Raw genomic sequence first — 23,075 nt, 5'->3', positions numbered from 1 at the left:
TTGCTGTGTCAGGAGTAAAGCTGGATGGTTATTTTTTGACTAAGCCGAAGAGTTAAAGCCTTAGGATAATCACTTGCTAAGCCTGATCGGCCAGCTCCACATGGCTGCCTCTGGGCAGTGCGAAGGAGCCATCGTCTCGTGTGCGCAAGGGCAGATGGAATTCGATACCCATCCGGTTCTCGCGCGACCAGCGGATCTGTCCGTTGACCGCTTGGGCCGGGCTGAATTCGATCCGCACTTCGCAGCCCACCTCCATGTTCCACAAGCCTTCGATCATGGCGCCGCCTTCGGAGATATTGCGCAAGGTCACATTCTGGCGGCCGCCGCCATGCACCAATATGACCCGGCGCAGCAGAACATGCCGCTGCGCGCGGGACGAGAGCGGACCGCTGGCAACAGCAACAAGATCGCCCAGAACCAGCGCGGCGGCATCTTCGACGCTCATCGGTTCGAAATAGATGTGCCCCTGCACATGACTGCAGCCGAGCAGCCGGACCAGTTCCAGTTCGTCGTGGGTTTCGACCCCTTCGGCGGTGGTATCCATGTGCAGCACTTCGGCAAGGCTGGTGATAGCGGCGATGATCGCCCCGTTGCGGCTGCCCTGTTCGGTCGCGCCGCGCACGAAACTGCGGTCGATCTTGATGCGATCGAACGGCGCTTTGCGAAGGTAGCCGAGCGAAGAATAGCCGGTCCCGAAATCGTCGAGCGCCAATCGCACACCCAGTTGCTTGAGCGCCCGGAACGTCGCCTCGATCCCCGGCGTATCGCTGACGAATACGCTTTCGGTAATCTCCAGTTCGAGCCGCGAAGGCGAAATCCCATTATGCGCCAACGCGCTGGCAACGATGGTCGGCAGTTCGGGGTTGGCGAATTGCATTGCCGAAACATTGACCGAACAGCGAATCTTCTCCGGCCAGCGCGCAAGATCGGCGCAGGCAGTCTGCAAGGCCCATTGGCCGAGCCGTTCGATCAGGCCCGAATCTTCGGCAATCGGGATAAAGCGCGACGGCGAAAGCAATCCGCGGCGCGGATGGTTCCAGCGCATCAGCGCCTCGAAACCGACGACTGTCTCGCTCGCGGCGTACACGATCGGCTGATAGCAAAGCTGCAATTCGCCGCGCGTGATCGCGCCGCGCAAATCCTGCTCAAGCTCCGCCCGCTCCTCGACCGCGGCATGTAGTCCCGGCTCGTAGAAGCGGAACACCCCGCGTCCGGCGTCCTTCGCGGCATAGAGCGCCAGATCGACATTCCGGATCAGCAGCTCGCTTGTATTCCCGTCCGTCGGTGCGCGCGCAATCCCGACCGAGGCACCGATCACCACGCTTTGCCCCAGGATCATATAGGGCTTTGAAAGAGCCTCGATCACATCGTCGGCTGATGTTGCCAGCTGTTCGCGGCTGCGGTCCCCGGGCAGAATGATCTGGAACTCGTCACCCCCCAACCGGCCGCAGCGTCCATCGGCACCGATCACGCGTTCGAGCCGCTGCGCCACCTGTTTCAGCAAGGCATCGCCAGCAGGATGGCCGAGCGTGTCGTTGACCTGTTTGAACCGGTCGAGATCCAGCATCAGCACGGCGCACGCGCGTTCGCGCTTGGCCGGGGCGGCAAGAATCTGTTCGAGCGCCTGACTCATCTGGACGCGGTTAGCCAGGCCGGTCAGCGAATCGTAAAGCGCCAGACGCGAAACCTGCTGTTCGCTGCGGCGCTGTTCGGTCAGATCGGTTCCATGTCCACGGAACCCGCAGAAGTTCTTGTAGGAATCGTAAACCGGACGCCCCGTCAGCGCCCACCAGCGTTCTTCCCCGGGCGCGGCCGCAAGCAATTCGAGATCCTGAAACGCCGAGCGCGCCGAAACATGGAAGGCGAGCGAACGCTCGGCCTCGGCATTTTCGGGGCCGGAACCCATGATTTCGCGCAGCGGAACCCCGCGCAAGCTCTCTTCCCCGCGCGCCAGCAAGGACGCCACCTTCGGCGAGATATAGGTAATCAGCCCGCGTCGATCGGTTTCCCAGAACCAGCCCTGCCCGCTTTCCTCGAAGCTCTTGAGGATGTCCTCTGCCCGCGCTGCGACCCGCTCGCGCGCATTGCGAAGTTCGCGGCGTCGCTCGGCCGCTCGCCATTCTACCCGCGCGATCAGGGCCAGCGTAACCCCCGCACCGGTTAACGCAGCGACGGTGAGCGGGCTTGGCGTTGCGATCAGCACGAGCCCTGCCCAGCTTGCGATCTTGGCACCGAACAGCGAGGCGATGCGCCCTACGAACAATACGGATGCCGCCGCATTGATGCACACCAGCGTGGCGACCGACCACTGCCATGGCAGCCCGTCGGCTATCCCCGATCCCAGCACGAAGCCGGCGCAGGCCATCGGCAGGAGATTGGCCACCACGACCAGCAGCAATCGCGTCGGAAGCGAAGCTTCGTTTCGGCGCTCGATCGCGGCGAACCAGGGGCAGGCTACAAACAGGCCGATGGAAATCACCGCCGCAAGCGCCGAGGGCCATTCCGGCAAGGCGGGTGAAACTGCAGCAGCAATGCCGAGGGCGACAATCAGCGAAACCGCCATGCCGCGGGCGCCCTGCGGCAGATAGAACCGCTGTTCCTCTATGGATTCGTTGGCGTCCTGCGCCAGATCCGCGAGCCGTGCCGGTTGCAGACGCTCGCTCGCCCGTCGTTCACCCGCAGCGCGCGTGTCGCCTTCGTCCGGCGCAGCGCGCCCGTCGACGGCATCGACTTCCGTTAGGTCGGTCGCGACGAATCCGTGTGTTGCAGGTAATTTGGCGGGCGAGCCTGACATGACGAGGCAATGCCCCAGCACCCCTTCGAAAAGCGTGAATCGGATCGGTTAACAAAACCTTTAAATGCGCGGAAATGCTGGCCGGCAGCACCCCCGCACCAGTGCTTGCAAGTTGGTCTCGCTGGCTGCATCTTGGCTGCGGCCTTGAGCCGGGGAAAATAACAACAAGACAATAGGGGATCCGATGCCAGACAGCACAGTACGGCTCGAGAATGAAGCTGCCCAGTCGACCACTGCGCTGGGGCCACTGATCGGCGTTGCGCGAGAGGATTTCGTCAGTGCGGTTGCGCTTTTGCTGCGTGAGACTGCTTCCGATCCCTCGCGGTTCATCCGGCACTCGACCGCGATGGCGCAAGACATGGTCAAGATCATGACCGGCAAGAGCGAACTCGCGCCCGATCCCAAGGACAAGCGGTTCATGGACCCTGCGTGGCAGTACAACCCGTTCTTCCGCGCAGGGGCACAATATTACCTGGCCGTTCAAAAGGGCATGCGCAGCTGGCTGGATGAACTGAACCTCGACGAACTCGAACGCAACCGCGCGAATTTCATCGCGAATATCATCCTCGACGGGCTTTCGCCGACCAACACGCTGGCCGGCAATCCGACGGCGCAGAAGCGGGTGATCGACTCAGGCGGGCTCAGCCTGATCAAGGGCCTGCAAAACGCCTATAACGACCTCGTTCACAACAAGGGCATGGTCAGTCAGGTCGACAAGCGCCCGTTCAAGCTGGGCGAGAATGTCGCGACGTCCAAGGGTTCGGTGGTGCTGCGGACCGAGATGATGGAGCTGATCCACTACGCCCCGACGACCGACGAGGTGTACGAAATCCCCCAACTCACCATCCCGCCGCAGATCAACAAGATGTATATCAACGATCTCAGCCCGGATAAGTCGGTGGTCAAATGGCAGCTCGACAACGGCATCCAGACCTTCGTGATATCTTGGCGCAACCCGACCAAGGAACAGGGCAAGTGGGGCATGGCCGACTACGTCCATTCCTGCCGCGAAGCGATGGAGGCGGTCGCGGCGATCACGGGGGCCAAGAAAGTTAATGTTTCCGCCGGCTGTTCGGGCGGACAGACCGCCGCGATGCTCGCCAGCAAGCTTGCCGCCGATGGTTCCGACCTGCTCGGCACGTTGACGCTGATGGTCTGCGTGCTGCACCCCAAGGCGACCGATATCGAAGCCGGATCGCTAGTGTCCGAAAACGGCATGAAGATCGCCCGCCAGCGCGCCAGCAAGGCGGGCGTGATCAAGGCCGATGATCTGGCGCGCGGTTTTGCATGGCTGCGCCCGAACGATCTCGTCTGGAACTACGTCATCAACAATTACCTGCTCGGCGCCGATCCGCCAGCCTTCGACGTGCTGTTCTGGAACGCCGATGCCACCAACCTTTCGGCCAGCCTGATGGGCGATTTCCTCACCGTCTACGAAACGCTCGCCTTCACCAAGCAGGGCGAGGTGGAAATGGTGGATCACAAGATCGACCTGTCGAAGGTCACCGCCGATCTGTTCATTCTGGGCGGGGTGACCGATCACATCACGCCGTGGAAGGCGACCTATCGTTCGACCCAGCTGTTCGGTTCGAAGGATGTCACCTACGTGCTCAGCCAATCGGGCCACATGCAGGCGATCCTCAACCCGCCGACCAATCCCAAGGCGAAATACTTCGTCCAGAAGAAAAAGGGCAAGCTGCCCGCCACCGGCGACGACTGGCTGAAAGGCGTCGAGGAAGTCAAAGGCAGCTGGTGGCCGCTCTGGATGGAATGGGTGCAGGCGCGGTCCGGCAAGAAGAAACCCGCACCGGCTGAACTCGGGAATGGCACCTATCAGCCGACCGACCCTGCTCCGGGACTCTACGTTATCGAAGAAGTCTGATATTGCAGTGCAGCGTAGGTATTGCCGGGGGGCAGTGCCTGCGCGAAGATTATCATGGGCGCGATCGTCACGGGATCGACGACACGCGCTCAATCCGCGCCTCGAAAGGCGCACAGAAAGGACGGGTTTTTCGTGGCCAATGCAATGGACGGCGCAGTCGTCACAATGGAACAGGTAGGCGGCCGGACGCTACGGGTTGCGGCCTGGCGGCTCGATATGCCGTCGGATCATCTGCCGGTTCTGTTCTTCAACGGCATCGGCGCCAATATCGAAGCGGTCGCTCCGCTCGCCGCCTCCATGCCGGAACGCGGCTTCATCATGTTCGACATGCCGGGCACGGGCGAATCGCCTGATCCGGTGGTCCCTTACAACCCGGCGACCATGAGTTGGACAGCCGCGCAGTTGCTGGGGCGCTTCGGGCTGGATGAAGTCGACGTGATGGGCGTTTCGTGGGGCGGCGCAATGGCGCAGCACTTTGCCCTCCAGCACCCCAAGCGCACCCGGCGACTGACCCTGATCGCGACCACGCCGGGCATGATCATGGTGCCGGGCAACCCGGCCGCCTTCACCAAGATGGCCGATCCGCGCCGCTATATCGACCCCGAATTCATGAACGAACACTTCGCCACGCTGTACGGCGGCCTCGACAAGGACGGGGCCGGTCACCAGAAGGACAGCCATATCGGGCGGTTGAAGCCCCCTTCCCCGCGCGGTTACATGTATCAGCTGATGTGCATGATGGGTTGGAGCAGCCTGCCTGCCCTGCCCTTCATGAAAAAGGAAACGCTGATCATGATGGGTGAGGACGACCAGATCGTCCCGGTCATCAATGGCAAGATCCTGAAGGCGATGATCCCCAATGCGCGGCTTGAAACCTTTGCTGGCGGAGGGCACCTGTTCCTGCTGACCCACGCCGATGAAAGCGTGGCTGCGATCCGCGAATTCCTCGATGCGCCGGACACGGTGAAGGAAGTCAAACGGGCAGCGGCCGCTTAATTTGGCCCTGCACAAGTAAAGCTCATCCCACGGACGCGGCAACTGGCCGCGTTTGTGGAACATACATGTTCCTGAAACCGTAGTGTGATCACATTACGGAGGAAATATTTATGTATGGATGGGCTATTACACTTGCGATCATCGCGCTTATCGCGGCTGTACTCGGCTTCGGCGGCATCGCGGGTGCCTTGGTCGATATCGCGATCATCATTTTTGTGCTCGCCTTGATCGGCAGTCTGATTCTGTTCGTTCTGGGCTGGAAGGCAGCGAAGGGCTTGGGCAAGCGCCTTTGACGGTCAACCGCTCCGGCTCACCCGCCGCGGCTAACCCCGCACTGCCCCGCTTTCGGCAACCGCCCTGCCTCGGCCAGCGCGGTTGCCGCTTCGCGCGGTCGGTCGGTGGCGAGGATATCGGCGCCTTCGCGCCCCAGATCGGCATAGCGCGCGTCCAGGCCGTACCGGTCGATCACCGCGTCTAACGAGCGCGGCGGGCGACCGAGCGTGCCGAAAATCACCTCGATATCGGCGCGGTCGAGTTCGGCGTAAAGTTCCGGACGCGGCAGGAGGGTGCCGGTGAAGGCGACCATGCGGGCTTCCGGGATACCGGCCGCCTTGAGTTCGGCCACATCGCCCGGAGCCTCGACCGACACCGACAGCAGCATCTCGGGCGCGAGTTCGTGCAAGGCGCGCGCCTGACCGACTGAATAGGCGATCAGGATGACGCTGTCGGCCACCCCCGCTTCGCGCACCGCTGCGACCACCTCGGCGTAATCGGCCGAGCGTTTGAAATCGAGCTGCAGCACAGTACGCCCCTTGGCCCACGCCAGCGCCTCGGCCAGCGTCGGGATCGCATAGGGCGTGACCCAGCCCCAGTTGTCCTTCAGGCGAAGCTGTTTCAGCGTCGCCCAATCCTGCGCGGCAGCCTCGCCCGAGCCGGTGGTGGTGCGATCGAGCCGGTCGTCATGGAGCAGGAAATGCACCCCGTCGGCGCTCTGCGCGACATCGACTTCCATGATCGCCGGATGCGCGGCCAGCAATGCGTCCATCGTCGGGATCGCGTTTTCCGGCAGGCCCGGCGTCGGCCCGCCGCGATGCGCGGAAATCAGCGTCTGTCCCGCAGCCTCGAAGCAATCGAGCATCGCCGATAGGTCGCTTTCGGGCGTCATCCGCCACGGCCCCGCATCTTGCGCGGAAAGCGGCGCGCCCAGTGCGGCAAGCCCTGCAAGTCCCGCAAAACCGGCCCTCAAAATCTCACGATATCCCATTGTTCTGCCCTCTGGCTCTGCCTTGCGCTTTGTCGTCCGGATCACCGCCCTCTTGTAGGGCCGCCCGGTTTGCGACATCATCCCTTCCATAAGGGAGAGAGAACATGGCGCAATATGACCTGATCATCCGTGGCGGGACAATCGTCGACGGCACCGGCGCTGCGGCGTTTGCCGGCGATGTCGCCGTAAAGGACGGGCTGATCGCGGCCGTGGGCCAGATCAGCGGCACCGCTACCGAGGTAATCGACGCGACCGGCAAGGTCGTCGCGCCCGGTTTTGTGGACATCCACACCCATTATGATGGGCAGGCGACCTGGGATCAGGAAATGGCGCCCTCCAGCTGGCACGGCGTCACCACCGTGGTGATGGGCAATTGCGGCGTCGGCTTCGCGCCCGCCAAGCCCGACCGCCACGAATGGCTGATCAGCCTGATGGAAGGGGTGGAGGACATCCCCGGCACGGCGCTGGCCGAAGGCATGACGTGGGACTGGGAGACCTTCCCCGAATATCTCGACGCGCTCGAAAAGCTGCCCCGCACGGTCGATGTCGGCACCCATGTCCCGCATGGCGCGGTACGCGCCTTTGTGCTGGGTGACCGCGAGCAGCCCGGCGCGGTGCCGACAGCGGACGATATCGCCGCCATGTCCGCCATCGTCGAAGAAGGCGTGCGTGCGGGCGCGCTGGGTTTCTCCACTTCGCGCACCGTGCTGCACAAGTCGGTCGACGGCGAACTCGTCCCCGGCACCACCGCCACGCCGGAAGAACTCGTCGCCATCGGCAAGGCGATGGGCCGCGCCAGAGCGGCGGGCGGTCATGCGGTGTTCGAAATGGCGAGCGACCTGAAGCGCGAATGGAACGAATTCGAATGGATGGGCCAGCTTTCGCGCGAGGCCGGCATTCCCGTCACCTTCGCCGCGCTCCAATCGATCGCCAAGGAAATGTCGCTCGACGAGCAGATTGCCCAGATGCGCGCCGAGAACGACAACGGCGCGAACATCGTCGCCCAGATCGCCCTGCGCGGCAACGGCATCATCATGGCGTGGCAGGGCACGGTGAACCCCTTCGCCTTCCGCCCGAGCTGGCAGGCGATCAAGGAACTGCCGTGGGAAGAACAGAAGGCCAAATTGCTCGATCCGGCGTTCAAGGCGCAGTTGCTGGCCGAGCCGAACGACTACAGCGAAGCGCCGATGGACATCATCGGCGTGGTGATGGTGATCACCCAGGGCTGGGCGCTGCAATATGAAATGGATCCCGATTTCGATTACGAGCCGGGGCCGGACGCCAGCGTCAACGCGCGCGCTGCGGCGGCCGGTATCGACGCGCAGGAATATGCATACGACCTGCTGTGCCGCGATGACGGAAAGGGATTCATCTACCTGCCGATCCTCAACTATGCGGAAGGGAACCTCGATTTCCTCCACCCGCTCCAGCACGCCGACGACACGGTGAACTCGCTGTCGGATGGCGGCGCACATTGCGGGACGATCTGCGATGCGGCCTCACCCACCTTCATGCTCGAACACTGGGTGAAAAGCCGCAAGCGCGGGCAGCGCATCAGCTTGGAGCAGGCGATCAAGCGCCAGTGCCGCGACACCGCACTGCTCTACGGGCTGGAGGATCGCGGCGTAATCGCGCCGGGCTATCTCGCCGATCTCAACGTGATCGATATGGACCGGCTGAAGCTGGGCAAGCTGTGGCTCGCCTTCGACCTTCCGGCAGGCGGCAAGCGGCTGTTGCAGAAGGCTGTTGGCTATGTCTGCACGATCAAGAACGGCACCGTCACCTTCCGCGACGGCACATGGACCGGCGAAACTCCCGGCGGGTTGATCCGCGGCCCGCAGCGGGTGGAGATGGCGGAAGCGGCGGAGTAATCCGCCGCCGCACCGCCCGGTCGGGGCACCCGGCTCAGGGCTCGATCACGATGCCCTTGGCCGGGTCGACCTTGCCCGACACCATTTCGAGGAACACGGCGCGCGCTGCCTCAAGCCCCTTGTGCCGTTCGATCGCGACCGTGCCTTCTGCCGCCTTGAGGAATTCGCTCCACGCCGCGGCGACCAGTTTGCCGCCTTCATCTGCGCCATGCGCCTTGAAAAAGGCCACGGCATGGTCGGGCGCGAAGAACAGGACGGGCTTCGGCCCCGGCATTGCCTCACCGCCGCCGAAGGTCGAGCGCGCTTCGATATGGGTCACGCCGACCAGCGCCGAATGCGCCAGCGCGGCATCGAAGTGGCGGTGCAACTGGCCGAGCAGTTCGGCATTGCCCGCGAAATCGACGTTGACGCTGCGAAGCACGGCCAGGCGCTCCAGATCGTCATAGGCGACGACCTGATCGTACAGTCCGCTGGCTTCGACGAACCCGACATTTCCTTTGGACGTCAGGCCGATGCGCCGGATACCGGGCGAGTTCTGCCGTGCCACGCTGGCCAGCCCCATCGCGGTCTTTGACGAAGCGCTGGTGACCACCAACTGCTCGGCCCCGAACCAGTCATTGGCGCGCAGGAAGTATTCGATCAGGAAGCCGGTGCGGAACAGTGGGCCGAAGATCATGCGCTCGGCCTCACGCGCCGGATCATGCTCCGGATCGGCCGCAAGGCGCGTATAGCTGTTGTAGACCGGGCTCATCGGCTGGCGATAATCTGTCGTGTCCATGAAGCCCGACGCGGTGATCCTGCCGGGCCGAACATCCAGATGGCTCGCCATCGGCAAGTAGCCATACACCCGCTCGGCAAAGGCGATGTCGGAGTGATTGCTTTCGATCACCTGCGCGTGGCCCCACATCGGCACAATGCCGTAGCCGTCCGGCGCGGGGAAGAAATCCCAGTATTTGAACCCGTCGCCCACCACCGCGTAAGTGATGTTGTTGGCGGTGACGGAGAAACTCTCGATCACAAGCCGCACCGCCCCATCGGCGAGGGGCGCGAGCGGCACTTCGGCCAGCGCCGCGTCGGTCAGCGCATTTTTGCGAACGTGGACCTGGGTGATGGTCATCACACCCGCATCGGCATCAGAACGTACAGCGCGCGGCTTGCCTCGTTCTCGCGGATCAGCGTCGGTGCGCCCGCATCCGCAAGGTGGAGTTCGACCGTTTCGGCATCGATCTGGCCGAGGATGTCCTTGAGATAATTGGCGTTGAAGCCGATCTCCATCCCTTCGGACTTGTAATCCGCCGCAATTTCCTCGGCCGCGGTGCCATTGTCGGGCGAAGTGACCGACAGCGTTACGCGGTCATGATCCAACCCGATCTTGACCGCGCGGGTCTTTTCCGTGGCGATGGTGGCGACGCGGTCAACGCCGGAGAAAAACAGCTTGGGATCGACCTTCAGCAGCTTGTCATTGCCGGTCGGGATCACGCGGCTGTAATCGGGGAAGGTGCCGTCGATCAGCTTACTGGTCAGCACCACCCCGCCCTCGCCGCCGAAGGTGAAGCGGATCTTGCTGGCTGAAAGGTCGATCAGAACATTGCCGTCCAGCGCCTCGTCCAACAGCTTGCGCAATTCGCCCACGGCTTTGCGCGGCACGATCACGTCGGGCATACCGGCAGCGCCATCGGGGCGCGGAACGGTGAAGCGCGCGAGGCGGTGGCCATCGGTGGCGGCGGCTTTCAGCAGGGGTTCGTCCTCGTCGGTGACGTGGAAGAAGATGCCGTTGAGGTAGTAGCGCGTTTCCTCGGTCGAGATCGCGAAGCGGGTTCGGTCGATCAGTTCGGCCAGCAGACGCGCGGGCATTTCGAAGCTGGTCGGCAGGTCGCCTTCGACGATCACCGGGAAATCATCGCGCGGCAGAGTCGGCAGCTTGAAGTTCGACCGGCCGGCCTTGACCTCCAAACGGTTGTCGTTGGTGGTCAGGCTGACCTGGCTGCCTTCGGGCAGCTTGCGCGCGATGTCGAACAGCAGGTGCGCGGACACCGTGATCGCGCCGGGCTGATCGACCGACGATGCCGACATCGTTTCGACCACCTGCAGATCGAGATCGGTCGCCATCACGCGGACGGAGCCACCGTCGCTGGCGTCGATCAGGACGTTCGAGAGGATCGGAATAGTGTTGCGCCGCTCAACCACCGATTGAACATGGGAAAGGCATCGCAGCAGCGTCGCGCGTTCGATCGTGGCCTTCATCGCTTGTCCCTATCGTTCCTGTTTGTGGCGCAGGAGCCGCGAGGAATCGCCCCCAAGCGCCGGAAAGTGCATAAAACCTTAGCGCAGGCGGCGAAACGGGCAAGTTGGCGGCTTTGCCAGCGGTTACTCGGCTGGGGATAAGGGGTAAACATTACCCCTCCGATCAGACCCAGCACCCGTCGATCAGCCCAACATCGCCATTCCGCCGTTCACGTGCAGCGTTTCTCCGGTGACATAGGCCGCCTCGCGGCTGGCGAGGAAGGCGACGGCGGCCCCGACCTCGCTGCCCTCGCCCATCCGGCCCATCGGGATTCGGCCATTGATCGCCGCCTGCTGCTTTTCATCAAGCGCTGACGTCATCGCGGTGCGGATGAAGCCTGGGGCGACGCAGTTGGCGGTGATGCCGCGGCTGGCGACTTCCTGCGCAAACGCCTTGGTCATGCCGGTCAGACCCGCCTTGGCCGCGCAATAGTTCATCTGGCCGGGATTGCCGGTCGCGCCCACGACACTGGTGATGTTGACGATCCGCCCGAACCGCGCCTTCATCATCGGCTTCGCGGCCGCGCGCATCAGGCGAAACCCGGCTTCGAGGTTGATGCGGATCACCTGATCCCATTCATCATCCTTCATCCGCATGCCGAGGTTATCGCGGGTGATCCCGGCATTATTGACGAGAATATCCATCGTGCCGAGCGTATCGAGCATCGCCGGGATCAACTCCTCGACCTGCGTCGTGTTGCCCAGATCGCAGGTGATCTCGACATGGCCGTCGTGATCGTGATGGGCGTAGGTTTCGTTGAGTTCATCGCGGAAGGCGCGCAGCTTGGCCGCGTTCGACCCCGACAGCGCCAACCGCGCGCCCTGGCTGGCGAGCGCGTGGGCAATGCTCGATCCGATCCCGCCGCTTGCGCCGGTGACCAGCGCATTCATGCCCTTCAATGAAAACATCATGCCATCTCCTTCGCAAACGCCTCGAGGTCAGCCATCGTCATCAGGTTGGTCACCTGCGCATCCTTGTCGATCCGGCTGACCATCGGGCCAAGCACCTTGGCGCCCAGCTCGACAAAGCTTTCGACCCCATCGGCACGCATGGCAAGCACGCTTTCGCGCCAGCGCACGCGGCCGGTGACCTGTTCGACCAGCAATGCGCGCTCCTGCTCGGGATCGGTGACGGCGGCGGCGGTAACATTGGCGTAGACCGGCAGAGTGAACGCGGCAGGCGAGGTGATAGTCAATGCTTCGGCCATGCGGTCGGCAGCGGGCTGCATCAGCGAACAGTGGAATGGGGCCGAAACATTGAGGATCATGCCGCGCTTGATCCCGAACTCCTTGACCAGTGCAACGGCGCGCTCGATCGCGGCTGTGTGACCTGAGATGACGACTTGTGTCGGATCATTGTCGTTGGCGATTTCGCAGACTTCGCCCTGCGCAGCGGCCTCGGCCAGCGCCTTGGCCTGTTCGATATCCGCGCCCAGCAGCACTGCCATTGCGCCTTCGCCCACCGGCACCGCGGATTGCATCGCCCGGCCGCGCAGCTTCAACAGGCGCGCGGTATCGGTAAGGCTGAACGCCCCCACCGCACACAGCGCCGCATACTCGCCCAGCGAATGGCCCGCGACGCAGTTTCCGTGCGCTTCGAGCTTGATGCCGAAATCGCGCTCCAGCACCCGCAGCGTGGCAATCGCATTGGCCATGATCGCGGGCTGCGCATTCGTGGTCAGGGTCAGCTGATCTTCCGGCCCTTCGCGCATCAGGGTGGAAAGCTTCTGCAACAGCGCTTCGTCGACCTCGCCGAACACATCGCGTGCGGCCTCGCTCGCGTCGGCCAACTCGGCCCCCATGCCGACTTTTTGGCTACCCTGCCCCGGAAAAAGAAACGCGCGCATCATCAACCCCGTTTTCGCTCTATTTTGGCGGGCGCGGTTACGTCTGCGCGGGCGGGCTGGCAAGTCCGAAGGGCACAACCCTGTTGGCAGATGTGTGCCCGATCAGCGCGCGGCCCAGGTAAGGAACGCCCGCCCGCGCGCACCAGAAACGGGCGATATCTTCCTCCGACTGGCCGAATTCGACATAGTTTTCCGGAACGTCCGTAATCGAGCCCAATCGCAGCCCGGCGATGCGCGGCAGCGTTCCGGCGAGATGGAAGAACATCCGGTCGATCGCATAAAGATGTTCGGAAACTTCCTCCACCATCACCACATGGCCGCTAAGGTCGGGCATCATCGGGGTGCCCGCGATCATCGCCAGCGTGATGAGGTTGAACGCTGCTGCCGGCGTGCTGCCGTCGAGAGTGGGTTCGACTCCGCTGGTGTCACCCTGAAGCCAGTTCAGCACCCGCCGGATCGCCTCGCGCCCTCCTTCGGAACGAGCGCTGACCGGCATTGAGCCGTGCACGCTCTGCCCGATACCCGCCCGGTAAAGCGCGGCGAGCAGATATCCGCAGTCGGAAAACCCGACATAGGTTTTGGCCCGCGCGCTCGCATTCATCTGCGCCACCGCCGCTTCTGCAATCCGGTTGGAGCCGTATCCTCCTTTCGCGAACCACACGACATCGAATGCCGGATCATTGGCGCATTCGAGCAGCGCGGTCAGTCGCCGCAGGTCATCCCCGGCGAAGTGCCCCTGCCGTTCGAAGCACTGATCGTGAAACGTCACCCGGTGCGCGGGAAACTCCGCTGCAACCAGTTCCTCCAGCGCAAGGCTCTGCTCGCGGGTGATCGGCGTGGCCGGTGCGCAGATTGCGATATTCGTCATGTGCCCTGCCTATGTTGCTTGTCAGGCTCGGCGCAAGTCAATAACCCTGCGGGATATGGATAACGGGGTCGAAGTCGGGACGCTCACGGGGCGCCCGCTATTCTTTTGCGGCATCGGCGGGTCGGGCATGCTCCCGCTTGCACAGATCGCGCATGGCTTGGGCCATCCGGTTGCAGGATCGGACCGCAGCCGCGATTCCGGACGCACGCCCGCCAAGTTCGCGTGGCTGGAAAGTCGCGGCTTTACGCTGTTCCCGCAGGATGGCAGCGGCGTGACCTCGCCCGATCAGGTGCTGGTCGCCTCGGCCGCGATCGAGGACACCGTGCCCGAAGTCGCGCGAGCGAAAGAACTCGGCTGCGAAAGGCTTAGCCGCGCCGAACTGCTCTCCGCGCTGTTCAACGAAGCCGGTTTTTCGATTGCAGTCGGCGGCACTTCGGGCAAGTCGACCGTCACCGGCATGATCGCGTGGATCCTGCATGAAGGCGATTACGACCCGACCGTGATGAACGGCGCCGTGATGAAGAACTTCGTCAGCGCCGAAAATCCCTTCGCCAGCGCCCGCATCGGCCGTCCGGAACTGTTCGTCAGCGAAGTCGATGAAAGCGACGGGTCGATTGCGCTCTACCGGCCCACCATCGGCGTGCTGCTCAACGTCAGCCTCGATCACAAGAGTATCGAGGAGTTGCGCGTCCTGTTCGGCGATTTCGTTGCCAGGGCCGGAACGGCGGTGATCAACCTCGACAGTCCGGAAGCAGGGTATCTGGTGCCGCGTGCGGCGCATTGCGTCACCTTCGGCGTGCATAGCCGGAATGCGGACATCACCGTCGACCCGGACTCGATCGATCAGAGCGAGTTCGGCATTCGCGCAGCGGTGATAGACAACCTGAGGCGCGAGGTATTCCCGCTGATCCTGCCGATGCCGGGCCTGCACAATCTCTCGAATGCGCTCGCTGCCATCGCCACCGCGAGCGCGGCCGGTATCGGGGTCGGTAACGCAACCTATGCGCTCCGCAGCTTTGCCGGGCTTTCGCGGCGGTTCGACGTGATCGGCACCAGCGCGCAGGGCGTGACGGTAATCGACGATTTCGGACACAACCCTGAAAAATGCGCAGCGACGCTCAGGACGCTGAAGGCCAGTCACGGGCGGGTGATCGCGTTCTTCCAGCCCCACGGTTACGGCCCCTTGCGCCAGATGGGCGCGGAGCTGGCGCAGACTTTCGCCCGCGAACTGGGGCCGGACGACATCACCATCATGTGCGATCCGGTCTATTTCGGCGGGACGGTCGACCGTAGCGAGGGCGCCGAGCGGATCGTGCAGCTGATCAACGCGGCGGGCGGAAAGGCCGAACATATTGCGGCACGCGAGGATTGCGGCATACGGATCGCCGCACTTGCCCGGCCGGGAGACAGGGTCGTGGTGATGGGCGCGCGCGACGATACGCTGACGGAGTTCGCGCAATCGCTGCTCACCCGCCTGCCCTGACGCTTTATGCCCGCGCTGCACGTCATGCCTGGCGGATGATGGGCGTGCTGACGCTGGCGGTGCTGCTGGTGGTGGTGGTCGACCGGTTCCATGGTCATTCCAGTCTGGCCTTTGCCGCCGCCATCGTGCTGCTGGTGATCGCCAATGCGCCGATGCTGCGCTTCAACTGTCCGGCGTGCGGCAAGAACGCCTTTTTCCGGGGGATTTTCGTGGTTCCGTGGCCGAACCGCGTGTGCACCCGCTGCGGGCATGATCTGGATCGCAGTGCCACCTGATACGGCTGGCGGGTAGACCCCCGACGAGCGACCGGACTTGCGAGGCTCAGCCCTCGCGGTTCAGCGCAGTTCGTCCCGCTTCTTCGCGTGCAACCGCCCGCTGGTATGCGGACCGCGCGGTCAGGCGGGCGCGGTAGTCCTTGAGGCTTTGCGGCACGCCATCGTCCAGCCCGACACTCTGCGCTAGGATCAGCGCATAGCCGACGCAGATATCGGCCACGGTAAAGCGATCCGCACACAGGAATTCGCGGACATCGAGGCGCTGTTCGACTTTCACCAAGCGCTTGTGAAACCACTTGGCGTAGGCGTGGCCCGCATCGGCCCAGCCCTTGTCCTTCTCGAAGATGGCAAAGCGCATATAGACCGTCTGCGGGAAAGTGATCGTCGCGTCGGCGTGGTAGGTATAATCGAGATACTCGCCGTAATCGCGCTCCCCCGGTGCAATGGCGAGTTCGGAGGTGCCGCCGCGTGTGGCAAGGTAATGCGCAATGGCGCAGCTTTCGGTCAGCCGCGTGTCGCCGTCGATCAGCAACGGAACCGTGCCGAGCGGGTTCAGCTCCAGATATTCAGGCGCAAGATAGCGCGGCGGGAACGGCAGAATCCTGAGGTCGATTGGCACCCCGGCTTCTTCCGCCGCCCAGGTCGCGCGCAATCCCCGCGAACCGGCGCAGGTGTGGAGAACGGGTGTCATCATGGCCCGAGCTAGTGCGCTTCCTCGGCGCCGACGCCCAGCACCTTGTGCAGGACGAATGCGATCACCGCGCCCAGCACCAGACCGACCACAGCCGACAATGCCGCATATGTGACCCAGCCCAGCACTCCGCCCGCGCCGCCGGTTGCACCCGCCAAGGCATATTCAGCGCCGTGAACGACATTGTAGATGGCATTGAAGCCGACTTCGTGGGTGCCGTGGACGATGATCCCGCCCCCGACCCACAACATCGCGACAGTGCCGATGATCGACAGCGCGACGAGCAGTTTCGGCACGAACCGCAGCAGGAAATGGCCGAAAGCCTGCTTAGCCGCGTTCGCCTGTTTGGTGAGATAGAGGCCAACATCGTCGATCTTCACGATCAGCCCGACCGCGCCATAGACCACCACGGTCACGACCACAGCGACCACCGCCAGCACCCCGGCGCGGATCAGCAGGGTTTCGGCCGACACCTCGTTGAGCGTAATCGCCATGATTTCCGCCGACAGGATCAGGTCGGTGCGGATCGCCCCGGCAACGCGCTTTTTCTCGAAGGCGACCGGATCGCGGATTTCGTCCTCCAGCGTCTTGCCGTGCTTGTCCCCGCCGAGCTTCTCGATCACCTTTTCCGCGCCTTCATAGCACAGGAAGGCGCCGCCCAGCATCAACAGCCAGATGATCGCGCCCGGCAGAAATTCGGACAGCACCAAAGCGCCCGGCAGCAGGATCAGCAGCTTGTTTTTGAGGCTGCCCTTGGTGATCTTCCAGATGATCGGCAGTTCGCGCGCCGGGGAAAGGCCCGTGACATAGCTCGGCGTCACCGCCGCATCGTCGATCACCACACCGGCGGTCTTGCTGCCCGCCTTGCTGGCCGCAAGGCCGATATCGTCGATCGAGGCCGAAGCGGCCTTGGCGATCACGGAAATATCGTCGAGTAGTGCGACAAGACCTGACGGCACGTTATTTCCCCTTTGTGCGCGAATCATTTGCGCCTCGGCAATCGCCTGCCCGTCCGTGATGCTCCCGACAAGTCTTGCAATTGGCCCGCAAAGCTGTAAGGGCCGCGCTCTTCGCAAGGGAACCGCCCTCGCGAGGTATCGAAGAAAGCCGGAGGGGCCCCGTTCGCACGAGCGGATGAAGCCAGCGATCGGCAGTAACATGAAAGGACGCGAGATGGCGCTCTACGAGCACATCTTTCTCGCGCGTCAAGATCTGAGCCAGGCTCAGGTCGACGCGCTGGCGGCGCAAGCCACCGAAATCGTCGAGGCAGGCAGCGGCAAGGTCACCAAGACCGAAACCTGGGGCCTGAAATCGCTCGCTTACAAGATCGAGCGTAACCGCAAGGCGCATTTCGTAATGCTCAACATCGAAGCCCCCGGCAGCGTTGTTGCCGAGCTCGAGCGCCAGACCCGTATCAACGAAGACATCATCCGCTACGTGACCATCCGCGTCGACGAGCACGAGGAAGGCCCCTCGGTGATGATGCGCAAGAACGAACGCGAGCGGAAACGCCGCGTCGAACGTGAGGAGCGCGACTGATGGCCCGCCCGTTTTTCCGCCGCCGCAAGTCCTGCCCGTTCGCGGCCAAGGACGCCCCGAAGATCGATTACAAGGACGTGCGCCTGCTGCAGGGCTTCATGTCCGAACGCGGCAAGATCGTGCCTTCGCGCATCACCGCCGTTTCCGCCAAGAAGCAGCGCGAACTCGCCAAGGCGATTAAGCGTGCACGCCACATCGGCCTGCTTCCGTACATCGTGAAGTAGGAGGAGAGACGACATGGATATCATTCTCCTCGAACGGATCGAAAAGCTCGGCTCGATCGGTGACGTCGTCACCGTGAAGGATGGCTACGCACGCAACTTCCTGCTTCCGCAGAAGAAGGCGCTTCGTGCCAACGATGCCAACCGCAAGGTGTTCGAAGCCAATCGTGACCGGCTGGAGGCAGACAATGCCGAACGCCGCGACGAAGCCCAGAAGCAGGGCGAAAAGATCGCCGGCGCAGAAGTGGTGCTGATCCGCGCCGCATCGAACGCCGGGCAGCTCTACGGTTCGGTCAGCGTCCGCGACATGGTCGCCGGGCTCGCCGATCAGGGCCACGAGATCGACAAGCGCATGGTCATTCTGGGCGCACCGATCAAGAATATCGGCATGCACGATGTCACCATCGCGCTTCACCCCGAAGTGCGCGTCACGGTGAAGGCCAACGTCGCGCGTTCGGACGACGAAGCCAAGCTGCAGAGCGACGGCGTCGACGTGCTGGCGCAGATGTTCGAAGACGAACAGCGCGAGATCGAGGAACAGGCCGATGCCACCCGCATCGACACCAACCTCGAACCCGGTGAAATCCCCGCCGAACTGCTCGAAGAGCGCAGCGAAGACGGCGACGACGCCTGACCTTCCCGGCCCCGCAAGGCCGACAGAATACGGAAGGGCGCGGTGGTCGGCATGACCTCCGCGCCCTTTCTGTAAGCAGGCCCGGAACATGCGCCGCGCACGTACGTCCTGTCGCTGAAAGATAACAACAACGGAGCACATCAGCCGCCATGATCGACATCCCGAACGTCCTCGCCCAGTTGCAGCAGCATTATGATGCCGCCGTCAGCGCCCTGCGTGACGATGTGATCGCCTTCGGGAAGAACGGCACGGTGCCTCCGCTCAGAAAGCGCGAGGACGGCAGCTACGCCTATCCGCAACTCACCCTGACCTATGCCGGGATCGGCGCTCCGCGCGATCGCAGCCGCGCGTTCGGGCGGCTGGAAATGCCCGGCAGCTATACCACCACCATCACCCGCCCCGATCTGTTCGCATCCTACCTCACCGAACAGCTCGAACTGATCGGGGACGCGTACGAGATCGAAATCAGCGTCGGACGTTCGCGTCAGGAAATCCCGTTCCCCTACGTACTCGATGGCGAAGCCGGGGCGGCAATGGTCGGGATCTCCCCGCAGGAAATCGCGGCGCACTTCCCGTCGACCGACCTTGCGCTGATCGGCGACGAATTGTCCGACGGGATCGAGTTCGACGAAGATCAGGACATGCCGCTGTCGCTGTTCGACGGGTTGCGCACCGATTACTCGCTGGCCCGGCTCAAGCACTATACCGGCACCGAAGTGGCCGACTTTCAGGACTTCATCCTGTTCACCAACTATCACCGCTATGTCGATGAATTCGTGAACTGGGGCGCCAAGCAGATCGGCGATAACGGCTATGTCGCACTGACCGGTGCCGCCGGGCTCGACATCCGCGCAAACACCCCTCACGCGCAGGATCAGCTCAACGATACCGCATGGCGCCGGCACCAGATGCCCGCCTACCACCTGATCCGCGAGGACGGACGCGGGATCACGCTGGTGAACATCGGCGTCGGCCCGTCCAACGCCAAGACGATCTGCGATCACCTCGCGGTGCTGCGCCCGCATGCGTGGATGATGATCGGCCACTGCGGCGGCCTGCGTTCGACCCAGAAGATTGGCGATTTCGTGCTCGCTCACGCTTATCTGCGGGATGATCATGTGCTCGATGCGGTGTTGCCGCCCGAAGTGCCGATCCCGCCGATTGCCGAAGTCCAGCAGGCTCTGGCCCTCGCTGCCGAAGAAGTTTCCGGCGTACAGGGCGCGAACCTGAAACAGCGGATGCGCACCGGCACGGTCGTCACCACCGATGATCGCAACTGGGAACTGCGTTATTCCTCCTCCGCCAAACGGTTTTCGCAAAGCCGCGCGATCGCGATCGAGATGGAAAGCGCCACGATCGCCACCCAAGGCTACCGCTTCCGGGTGCCCTACGGCACGTTGCTATGCGTGTCGGACAAGCCGCTGCACGGCGAGATCAAGCTGCCGGGACAAGCCAACAAGTTCTACGAGGAAGCCATCGCGGCGCACTTGCAGATCGGCATCGTCGCTGTGGCGCGCTTGCGCGACGAAGGCGACCGGCTGCATAGCCGCAAGCTGCGGGCGTTCAACGAGCCGCCGTTCCGGTAAGCGCGATCAGGCGACCGCCGTCGCTTCCAGTTCGATCATGATCGCAGGATCATACAGCCGCGCTACCCCCAGCAAGGTGCAGGATATCTGCGCGCCGGCCGCGATATGCAGCGCGGTGGTCTCTTCAGCCGTCGCCATGAAGGCATCGACATCGGTGGTGTAGATGTTCATCCGCACGAGGTTGGCAGGCGTCATCTGCGCCGCCTCCAGCGCAGCAACCAGGCACGCCCACGCCGCCTTGTACTGCGCCACAATGTCGCCAGGATGCAGCGGCGCGCCGTCGGGATCGGACGCGGTCTGGCCGGACAGGTAGAGCGTCCGAGTGCCACCGCTGACTTCGACAGCGTGGTTGAGCCCGAAGTGCTGAAGCCACGGCGTTGGGTTATGCGTTGTGATCTGCATCGGACTTTCCCTCCCTGTGAAGCGCCGAAACTGGCTTACCCGGTCCCCTTGGTCTTGGTCTGCCCGTCCTTGGCATTGGCGGCAATGAAATCCACGATCATGCCTGCGATGTCCTTGCCGGTCGCGCTTTCGATGCCTTCGAGGCCGGGCGAGGAATTGACCTCCATGATGACGGGGCCGTGATTGCTGCGCAGCATGTCCACCCCGCACACGTTCAGCCCCATGCGCTTGGCCGCGCGCACGGCAGTGGAGCGTTCCTCGGGCGTGATCTTGATGACCTGAGCGCTGCCGCCGCGGTGGAGGTTGGAGCGGAAATCATCCGGCGCGCCGGTGCGCTTCATCGCAGCGACAACCTTGCCCCCCACCACCAGCGCGCGGATATCGGTGCCGCCGGCTTCCTTGATGAATTCCTGCACCAGAATATTCACATTCGCACCGCGAAACGCCTCGATCACGGACTTGGCGCTGCTCATCGTCTCGGCCAGCACCACCCCGATTCCCTGGGTGCCCTCGATCAGCTTGATGACGACCGGCGGGCCTTTGACTGCCTTGATGATCTCCTCGGCCTGCTTGGGATCATTGGCATAGGCGGTCAGCGGCAGGCCCAGCCCGTGCTTGGCGAGGATCTGCAAGCTGCGCAGCTTGTCGCGGCTGCGGCCGATGGCGACGCTTTCGTTGAGCGGCCAGCACCCGCGCATTTCGAACTGACGCAGGATCGCAAGGCCGTAGTTGGTGATCGACGCCCCGATCCGCGGGATTACCGCGTCATAGGCGGGCACCGGCTCGCCGTTATAGAACACCTGCGGACGGTGACTGGCGATGTGCACCGTGCAGCGCAGGGTGTTGAGAATATCGAGCGTATGGCCGCGCGCCTCGGCGGCTTCCTTCAGGCGCTTGTGCGAATAGAGATTGGCGTTGCGCGCCAGCATCGCGATTTTCATGGAAACCCTTTCGAAACCGGCGATCTACCGGCGGCTGCGCCTCTATCCGCAATTGCCGCCGATTGCAGCCAAGAATGACCACTATCGACGACGAAACGTCGCCTGAGCGCGGTCCGCCCGATAAGTATCGGGAATTGCATCTGGGAACGGTCCGCCAGGCTGATCTCCGCCCGGAAATTGTAATTACCGATCGTCAGCGGCGTCTTGATGACAAAGCGTTCCTGGCTCTCGCCGTTCGAACTGGTGATACCGCGCAGATCGACATGCACCGCCTCGCAGCAGTGGCGCTTGCCATCCCAATCCACCGCGAATCGCACGAAGCGTTGGCCGGCGCGGACAAAGTCATCGATCACCTCGGCATGGAGCGAGGACGTGCGCGCGCCGGTGTCGATCTTCGCCGGGATGCCGGCAAGACCCAGTTCGGGCAAGCTGACGAGTTCGCGCCAACCGACCACCGGAAGAGGTTTCACATCCTTCAAGGCAGGATCGCCATCCCGTCCCCGCCCTCGCCCACAGTCAGGCGGCGCAGCACCGTGCCGCTGGCGTAATCGACCTCGGCAACGGTGTCGCTGGCGGTTTCGGCGACGTAGATTTTGGAACCATCGTCCGACCACAGGATCGTGACCTGAAACCGCGCCTCGACCTCTGCGGGGCTGGAGACGGCAATGGTGCGGATCACTTCGGCGCTGGCGGTGTCGATCACACTGAGGCTGCCGTCCTGCAGATCGGACGTGACCGCCACGTCGCCTTCTGGACGGACCGCGATGCGCAGCGGGAAGCGGCCGGTCGCCACGGTCTCGCGCACCTCCATCGTCACCGGATCGAGCGCAAAGGCCTGGTTCGATCCGCGCGCGGAGACCCACAGGATTGTGCCATCGGGTGACAGAGCGATGCCTTCCGGCTCCTCGCCCACCGCCACCGAAAGCGGCGCGCGGCGGGTGACGAGATCGACGCGCGTGACAGTCCGTGAGCCCAGATCGGTGGTCCATGCGGTGCGCGCATCGGGGCTTACGGCGAGCATGTGGCTGCCCTGCTTGCCAGTGCCGTATTCGAACAACTCGCGTGTTTCGGACAGAGGCTGACGGATCCAGAACACCGAACGCCGCCCTTCAGCAGTAGCGTAGAGATCGCCGCCCGGGTGCCACACGATCCCGTGCGGGCGCGCGTTCGCGCCGAGATCGATGCTGGCGGCCCGTTCGAGATTGTCGGTGCGGAACACATCCACCGTCGTTCCGCCGTAGCAGGCGAGCGCCACGTGCTGCCCATCGGGCGAGGTCGCCAGTTCATGCGGGTTGGTGCAGCTCGGCAGGCGCAGAACTTCCCCCCCGCTCGCCAGATCGACCTTCGACAGAGTGTTGCCGCGTTTGGCCGCAACAAACAGCGTCGGCGCCATCGCCTGCGGCCCAGCCTCACGAGTCGCTTCGACCGGCGCACAGGCAGCCAGCACAACGCAGCATGCGCCAGTCAGTACGGCGATCAATCTCATGGCAAACCTCCG

General features: G+C 63.5%; 23 protein-coding genes. 10 read left to right on the top strand and 13 right to left on the bottom strand.

Features of this window, described 5'->3' with window-relative positions:
• Positions 1-76: 76 nt before the first annotated feature.
• On the bottom strand, positions 77-2,794 hold the full coding sequence (locus Q0L48_RS00965; protein ID WP_296716221.1) for an EAL domain-containing protein: 2,718 nt from the start codon (positions 2,792-2,794) through the stop codon (positions 77-79).
• Between the two features lie 184 nt (positions 2,795-2,978).
• On the opposite strand from Q0L48_RS00965, the gene Q0L48_RS00960 reads away from it, so the two are divergent.
• From Q0L48_RS00960 to Q0L48_RS00950, 3 genes are all read left to right on the top strand, one after another.
• Positions 2,979-4,676, top strand: coding sequence for an alpha/beta fold hydrolase (locus Q0L48_RS00960; protein WP_296716220.1), 1,698 nt, complete (start codon positions 2,979-2,981; stop codon positions 4,674-4,676).
• A gap of 132 nt (positions 4,677-4,808) precedes the next feature.
• The gene (locus Q0L48_RS00955; RefSeq protein ID WP_296716218.1) at positions 4,809-5,672 is read left to right on the top strand and encodes an alpha/beta fold hydrolase; all 864 of its coding nucleotides are present in this window, start codon (positions 4,809-4,811) and stop codon (positions 5,670-5,672) included.
• Positions 5,673-5,782: 110 nt separating this feature from the next.
• Positions 5,783-5,965, top strand: a complete 183-nt coding sequence (locus tag Q0L48_RS00950) for a DUF1328 domain-containing protein (RefSeq protein WP_296716217.1) — start codon at positions 5,783-5,785, stop codon at positions 5,963-5,965.
• A 17-nt stretch (positions 5,966-5,982) separates the two neighbouring features.
• On the opposite strand, the gene Q0L48_RS00945 is transcribed toward Q0L48_RS00950, so the two are convergent.
• Entirely contained in the window at positions 5,983-6,936 is a 954-nt protein-coding gene (locus Q0L48_RS00945; protein WP_296716215.1) for a glycerophosphodiester phosphodiesterase family protein, read from the bottom strand.
• Positions 6,937-7,040: 104 nt separating this feature from the next.
• On the opposite strand from Q0L48_RS00945, the gene Q0L48_RS00940 reads away from it, so the two are divergent.
• The gene (locus Q0L48_RS00940; RefSeq protein ID WP_296716213.1) at positions 7,041-8,807 is read left to right on the top strand and encodes an amidohydrolase family protein; all 1,767 of its coding nucleotides are present in this window, start codon (positions 7,041-7,043) and stop codon (positions 8,805-8,807) included.
• 34 nt (positions 8,808-8,841) lie between these two features.
• Here the strand turns inward: Q0L48_RS00940 and Q0L48_RS00935 are convergent, their stop codons facing one another.
• The 5 genes from Q0L48_RS00935 to Q0L48_RS00915 all read right to left on the bottom strand — a co-directional run bounded on the left by Q0L48_RS00935 (position 8,842) and on the right by Q0L48_RS00915 (position 13,805).
• Positions 8,842-9,924, bottom strand: coding sequence for a DUF2855 family protein (locus Q0L48_RS00935; protein ID WP_296716211.1), 1,083 nt, complete (start codon positions 9,922-9,924; stop codon positions 8,842-8,844).
• Positions 9,924-11,051, bottom strand: coding sequence for a DNA polymerase III subunit beta (dnaN, locus tag Q0L48_RS00930; protein WP_296716209.1), 1,128 nt, complete (start codon positions 11,049-11,051; stop codon positions 9,924-9,926). Before dnaN ends, Q0L48_RS00935 begins: the two co-directional genes overlap by 1 nt.
• Before the next feature lie 183 nt (positions 11,052-11,234).
• Positions 11,235-11,999, bottom strand: coding sequence for a 3-oxoacyl-[acyl-carrier-protein] reductase (fabG, locus tag Q0L48_RS00925; RefSeq protein WP_296717074.1), 765 nt, complete (start codon positions 11,997-11,999; stop codon positions 11,235-11,237).
• The gene (gene fabD, locus Q0L48_RS00920) at positions 11,999-12,937 is read right to left on the bottom strand and encodes an ACP S-malonyltransferase (protein WP_296716207.1); all 939 of its coding nucleotides are present in this window, start codon (positions 12,935-12,937) and stop codon (positions 11,999-12,001) included. Before fabD ends, fabG begins: the two co-directional genes overlap by 1 nt.
• A gap of 37 nt (positions 12,938-12,974) precedes the next feature.
• A complete protein-coding gene (locus tag Q0L48_RS00915) occupies positions 12,975-13,805 on the bottom strand; it encodes an LD-carboxypeptidase (protein WP_296716205.1) in 831 nt (276 codons plus the stop codon).
• Positions 13,806-13,860: 55 nt separating this feature from the next.
• On the opposite strand from Q0L48_RS00915, the gene Q0L48_RS00910 reads away from it, so the two are divergent.
• Together Q0L48_RS00910 and Q0L48_RS00905 are read left to right on the top strand one after the other, a co-directional pair.
• A complete protein-coding gene (locus Q0L48_RS00910; RefSeq protein WP_296716203.1) occupies positions 13,861-15,288 on the top strand; it encodes a Mur ligase family protein in 1,428 nt (475 codons plus the stop codon).
• A 35-nt stretch (positions 15,289-15,323) separates the two neighbouring features.
• Positions 15,324-15,563: a hypothetical protein gene (locus tag Q0L48_RS00905; RefSeq protein WP_296716201.1), complete on the top strand. Its 240-nt coding sequence runs from the start codon at positions 15,324-15,326 to the stop codon at positions 15,561-15,563.
• 46 nt (positions 15,564-15,609) lie between these two features.
• On the opposite strand, the gene Q0L48_RS00900 is transcribed toward Q0L48_RS00905, so the two are convergent.
• Both Q0L48_RS00900 and Q0L48_RS00895 read right to left on the bottom strand, forming a co-directional pair.
• Complete coding sequence (locus tag Q0L48_RS00900) at positions 15,610-16,257, bottom strand: glutathione S-transferase family protein (protein WP_296716199.1); 648 nt, start codon at positions 16,255-16,257, stop codon at positions 15,610-15,612.
• 8 nt (positions 16,258-16,265) lie between these two features.
• Positions 16,266-17,213, bottom strand: coding sequence for a DUF808 domain-containing protein (locus Q0L48_RS00895; RefSeq protein WP_296716197.1), 948 nt, complete (start codon positions 17,211-17,213; stop codon positions 16,266-16,268).
• 214 nt (positions 17,214-17,427) lie between these two features.
• Between Q0L48_RS00895 and rpsF the strand changes: the two genes are divergently transcribed.
• The 4 genes from rpsF to Q0L48_RS00875 all read left to right on the top strand — a co-directional run bounded on the left by rpsF (position 17,428) and on the right by Q0L48_RS00875 (position 20,234).
• Complete coding sequence (rpsF, locus tag Q0L48_RS00890; RefSeq protein ID WP_296717071.1) at positions 17,428-17,793, top strand: 30S ribosomal protein S6; 366 nt, start codon at positions 17,428-17,430, stop codon at positions 17,791-17,793.
• Entirely contained in the window at positions 17,793-18,017 is a 225-nt protein-coding gene (gene rpsR, locus Q0L48_RS00885) for a 30S ribosomal protein S18 (protein WP_034954295.1), read from the top strand. The genes rpsF and rpsR overlap by 1 nt, the downstream gene beginning before the upstream one ends.
• Positions 18,018-18,030: 13 nt before the next feature.
• Positions 18,031-18,648, top strand: coding sequence for a 50S ribosomal protein L9 (gene rplI, locus Q0L48_RS00880; protein ID WP_296716194.1), 618 nt, complete (start codon positions 18,031-18,033; stop codon positions 18,646-18,648).
• Between the two features lie 149 nt (positions 18,649-18,797).
• Complete coding sequence (locus tag Q0L48_RS00875) at positions 18,798-20,234, top strand: AMP nucleosidase (protein WP_296716192.1); 1,437 nt, start codon at positions 18,798-18,800, stop codon at positions 20,232-20,234.
• A 6-nt stretch (positions 20,235-20,240) separates the two neighbouring features.
• Here the strand turns inward: Q0L48_RS00875 and Q0L48_RS00870 are convergent, their stop codons facing one another.
• The 4 genes from Q0L48_RS00870 to Q0L48_RS00855 are packed head-to-tail and all read right to left on the bottom strand — an operon-like array spanning position 20,241 to position 23,063.
• Complete coding sequence (locus tag Q0L48_RS00870) at positions 20,241-20,636, bottom strand: RidA family protein (RefSeq protein WP_296716190.1); 396 nt, start codon at positions 20,634-20,636, stop codon at positions 20,241-20,243.
• A 35-nt stretch (positions 20,637-20,671) separates the two neighbouring features.
• Complete coding sequence (gene rimK, locus Q0L48_RS00865) at positions 20,672-21,577, bottom strand: 30S ribosomal protein S6--L-glutamate ligase (protein ID WP_296716188.1); 906 nt, start codon at positions 21,575-21,577, stop codon at positions 20,672-20,674.
• Complete coding sequence (locus tag Q0L48_RS00860) at positions 21,574-22,047, bottom strand: ATP-dependent zinc protease (RefSeq protein WP_367273979.1); 474 nt, start codon at positions 22,045-22,047, stop codon at positions 21,574-21,576. The genes rimK and Q0L48_RS00860 overlap by 4 nt, the downstream gene beginning before the upstream one ends.
• Before the next feature lie 5 nt (positions 22,048-22,052).
• Positions 22,053-23,063 carry a beta-propeller fold lactonase family protein gene (locus tag Q0L48_RS00855; RefSeq protein WP_296716186.1) on the bottom strand — a complete coding sequence of 337 codons (1,011 nt, stop codon included), beginning with the start codon at positions 23,061-23,063 and terminating at the stop codon, positions 22,053-22,055.
• Positions 23,064-23,075 lie beyond the last annotated feature (12 nt).

Origin of the sequence: Erythrobacter sp., assembly GCF_024305245.1 — a bacterium.
Taxonomy (GTDB): Bacteria; Pseudomonadota; Alphaproteobacteria; order Sphingomonadales; family Sphingomonadaceae; genus Erythrobacter.
This window is presented reverse-complemented; position numbering and strand designations above follow the sequence as displayed.

Excerpts from the sequence above, each read along its gene's own strand:
- Q0L48_RS00965 (WP_296716221.1), bottom strand. The coding sequence starts at position 2,794 with ATGTCAGGCTCGCCCGCCAAATTACCTGCAACACACGGATTCGTCGCG.
- Q0L48_RS00960 (WP_296716220.1), top strand. The coding sequence starts at position 2,979 with ATGCCAGACAGCACAGTACGGCTCGAGAATGAAGCTGCCCAGTCGACC.
- Q0L48_RS00950 (WP_296716217.1), top strand. The coding sequence starts at position 5,783 with ATGTATGGATGGGCTATTACACTTGCGATCATCGCGCTTATCGCGGCT.
- Q0L48_RS00945 (WP_296716215.1), bottom strand. The coding sequence starts at position 6,936 with ATGGGATATCGTGAGATTTTGAGGGCCGGTTTTGCGGGACTTGCAGGG.
- Q0L48_RS00940 (WP_296716213.1), top strand. The coding sequence starts at position 7,041 with ATGGCGCAATATGACCTGATCATCCGTGGCGGGACAATCGTCGACGGC.
- Q0L48_RS00935 (WP_296716211.1), bottom strand. The coding sequence starts at position 9,924 with ATGACCATCACCCAGGTCCACGTTCGCAAAAATGCGCTGACCGACGCG.
- dnaN (WP_296716209.1), bottom strand. The coding sequence starts at position 11,051 with ATGAAGGCCACGATCGAACGCGCGACGCTGCTGCGATGCCTTTCCCAT.
- fabG (WP_296717074.1), bottom strand. The coding sequence starts at position 11,999 with ATGTTTTCATTGAAGGGCATGAATGCGCTGGTCACCGGCGCAAGCGGC.
- fabD (WP_296716207.1), bottom strand. The coding sequence starts at position 12,937 with ATGCGCGCGTTTCTTTTTCCGGGGCAGGGTAGCCAAAAAGTCGGCATG.
- Q0L48_RS00915 (WP_296716205.1), bottom strand. The coding sequence starts at position 13,805 with ATGACGAATATCGCAATCTGCGCACCGGCCACGCCGATCACCCGCGAG.
- Q0L48_RS00910 (WP_296716203.1), top strand. The coding sequence starts at position 13,861 with ATGGATAACGGGGTCGAAGTCGGGACGCTCACGGGGCGCCCGCTATTC.
- Q0L48_RS00905 (WP_296716201.1), top strand. The coding sequence starts at position 15,324 with ATGATGGGCGTGCTGACGCTGGCGGTGCTGCTGGTGGTGGTGGTCGAC.
- Q0L48_RS00900 (WP_296716199.1), bottom strand. The coding sequence starts at position 16,257 with ATGATGACACCCGTTCTCCACACCTGCGCCGGTTCGCGGGGATTGCGC.
- rpsF (WP_296717071.1), top strand. The coding sequence starts at position 17,428 with ATGGCGCTCTACGAGCACATCTTTCTCGCGCGTCAAGATCTGAGCCAG.
- rpsR (WP_034954295.1), top strand. The coding sequence starts at position 17,793 with ATGGCCCGCCCGTTTTTCCGCCGCCGCAAGTCCTGCCCGTTCGCGGCC.
- rplI (WP_296716194.1), top strand. The coding sequence starts at position 18,031 with ATGGATATCATTCTCCTCGAACGGATCGAAAAGCTCGGCTCGATCGGT.
- Q0L48_RS00875 (WP_296716192.1), top strand. The coding sequence starts at position 18,798 with ATGATCGACATCCCGAACGTCCTCGCCCAGTTGCAGCAGCATTATGAT.
- Q0L48_RS00870 (WP_296716190.1), bottom strand. The coding sequence starts at position 20,636 with ATGCAGATCACAACGCATAACCCAACGCCGTGGCTTCAGCACTTCGGG.
- rimK (WP_296716188.1), bottom strand. The coding sequence starts at position 21,577 with ATGAAAATCGCGATGCTGGCGCGCAACGCCAATCTCTATTCGCACAAG.
- Q0L48_RS00855 (WP_296716186.1), bottom strand. The coding sequence starts at position 23,063 with ATGAGATTGATCGCCGTACTGACTGGCGCATGCTGCGTTGTGCTGGCT.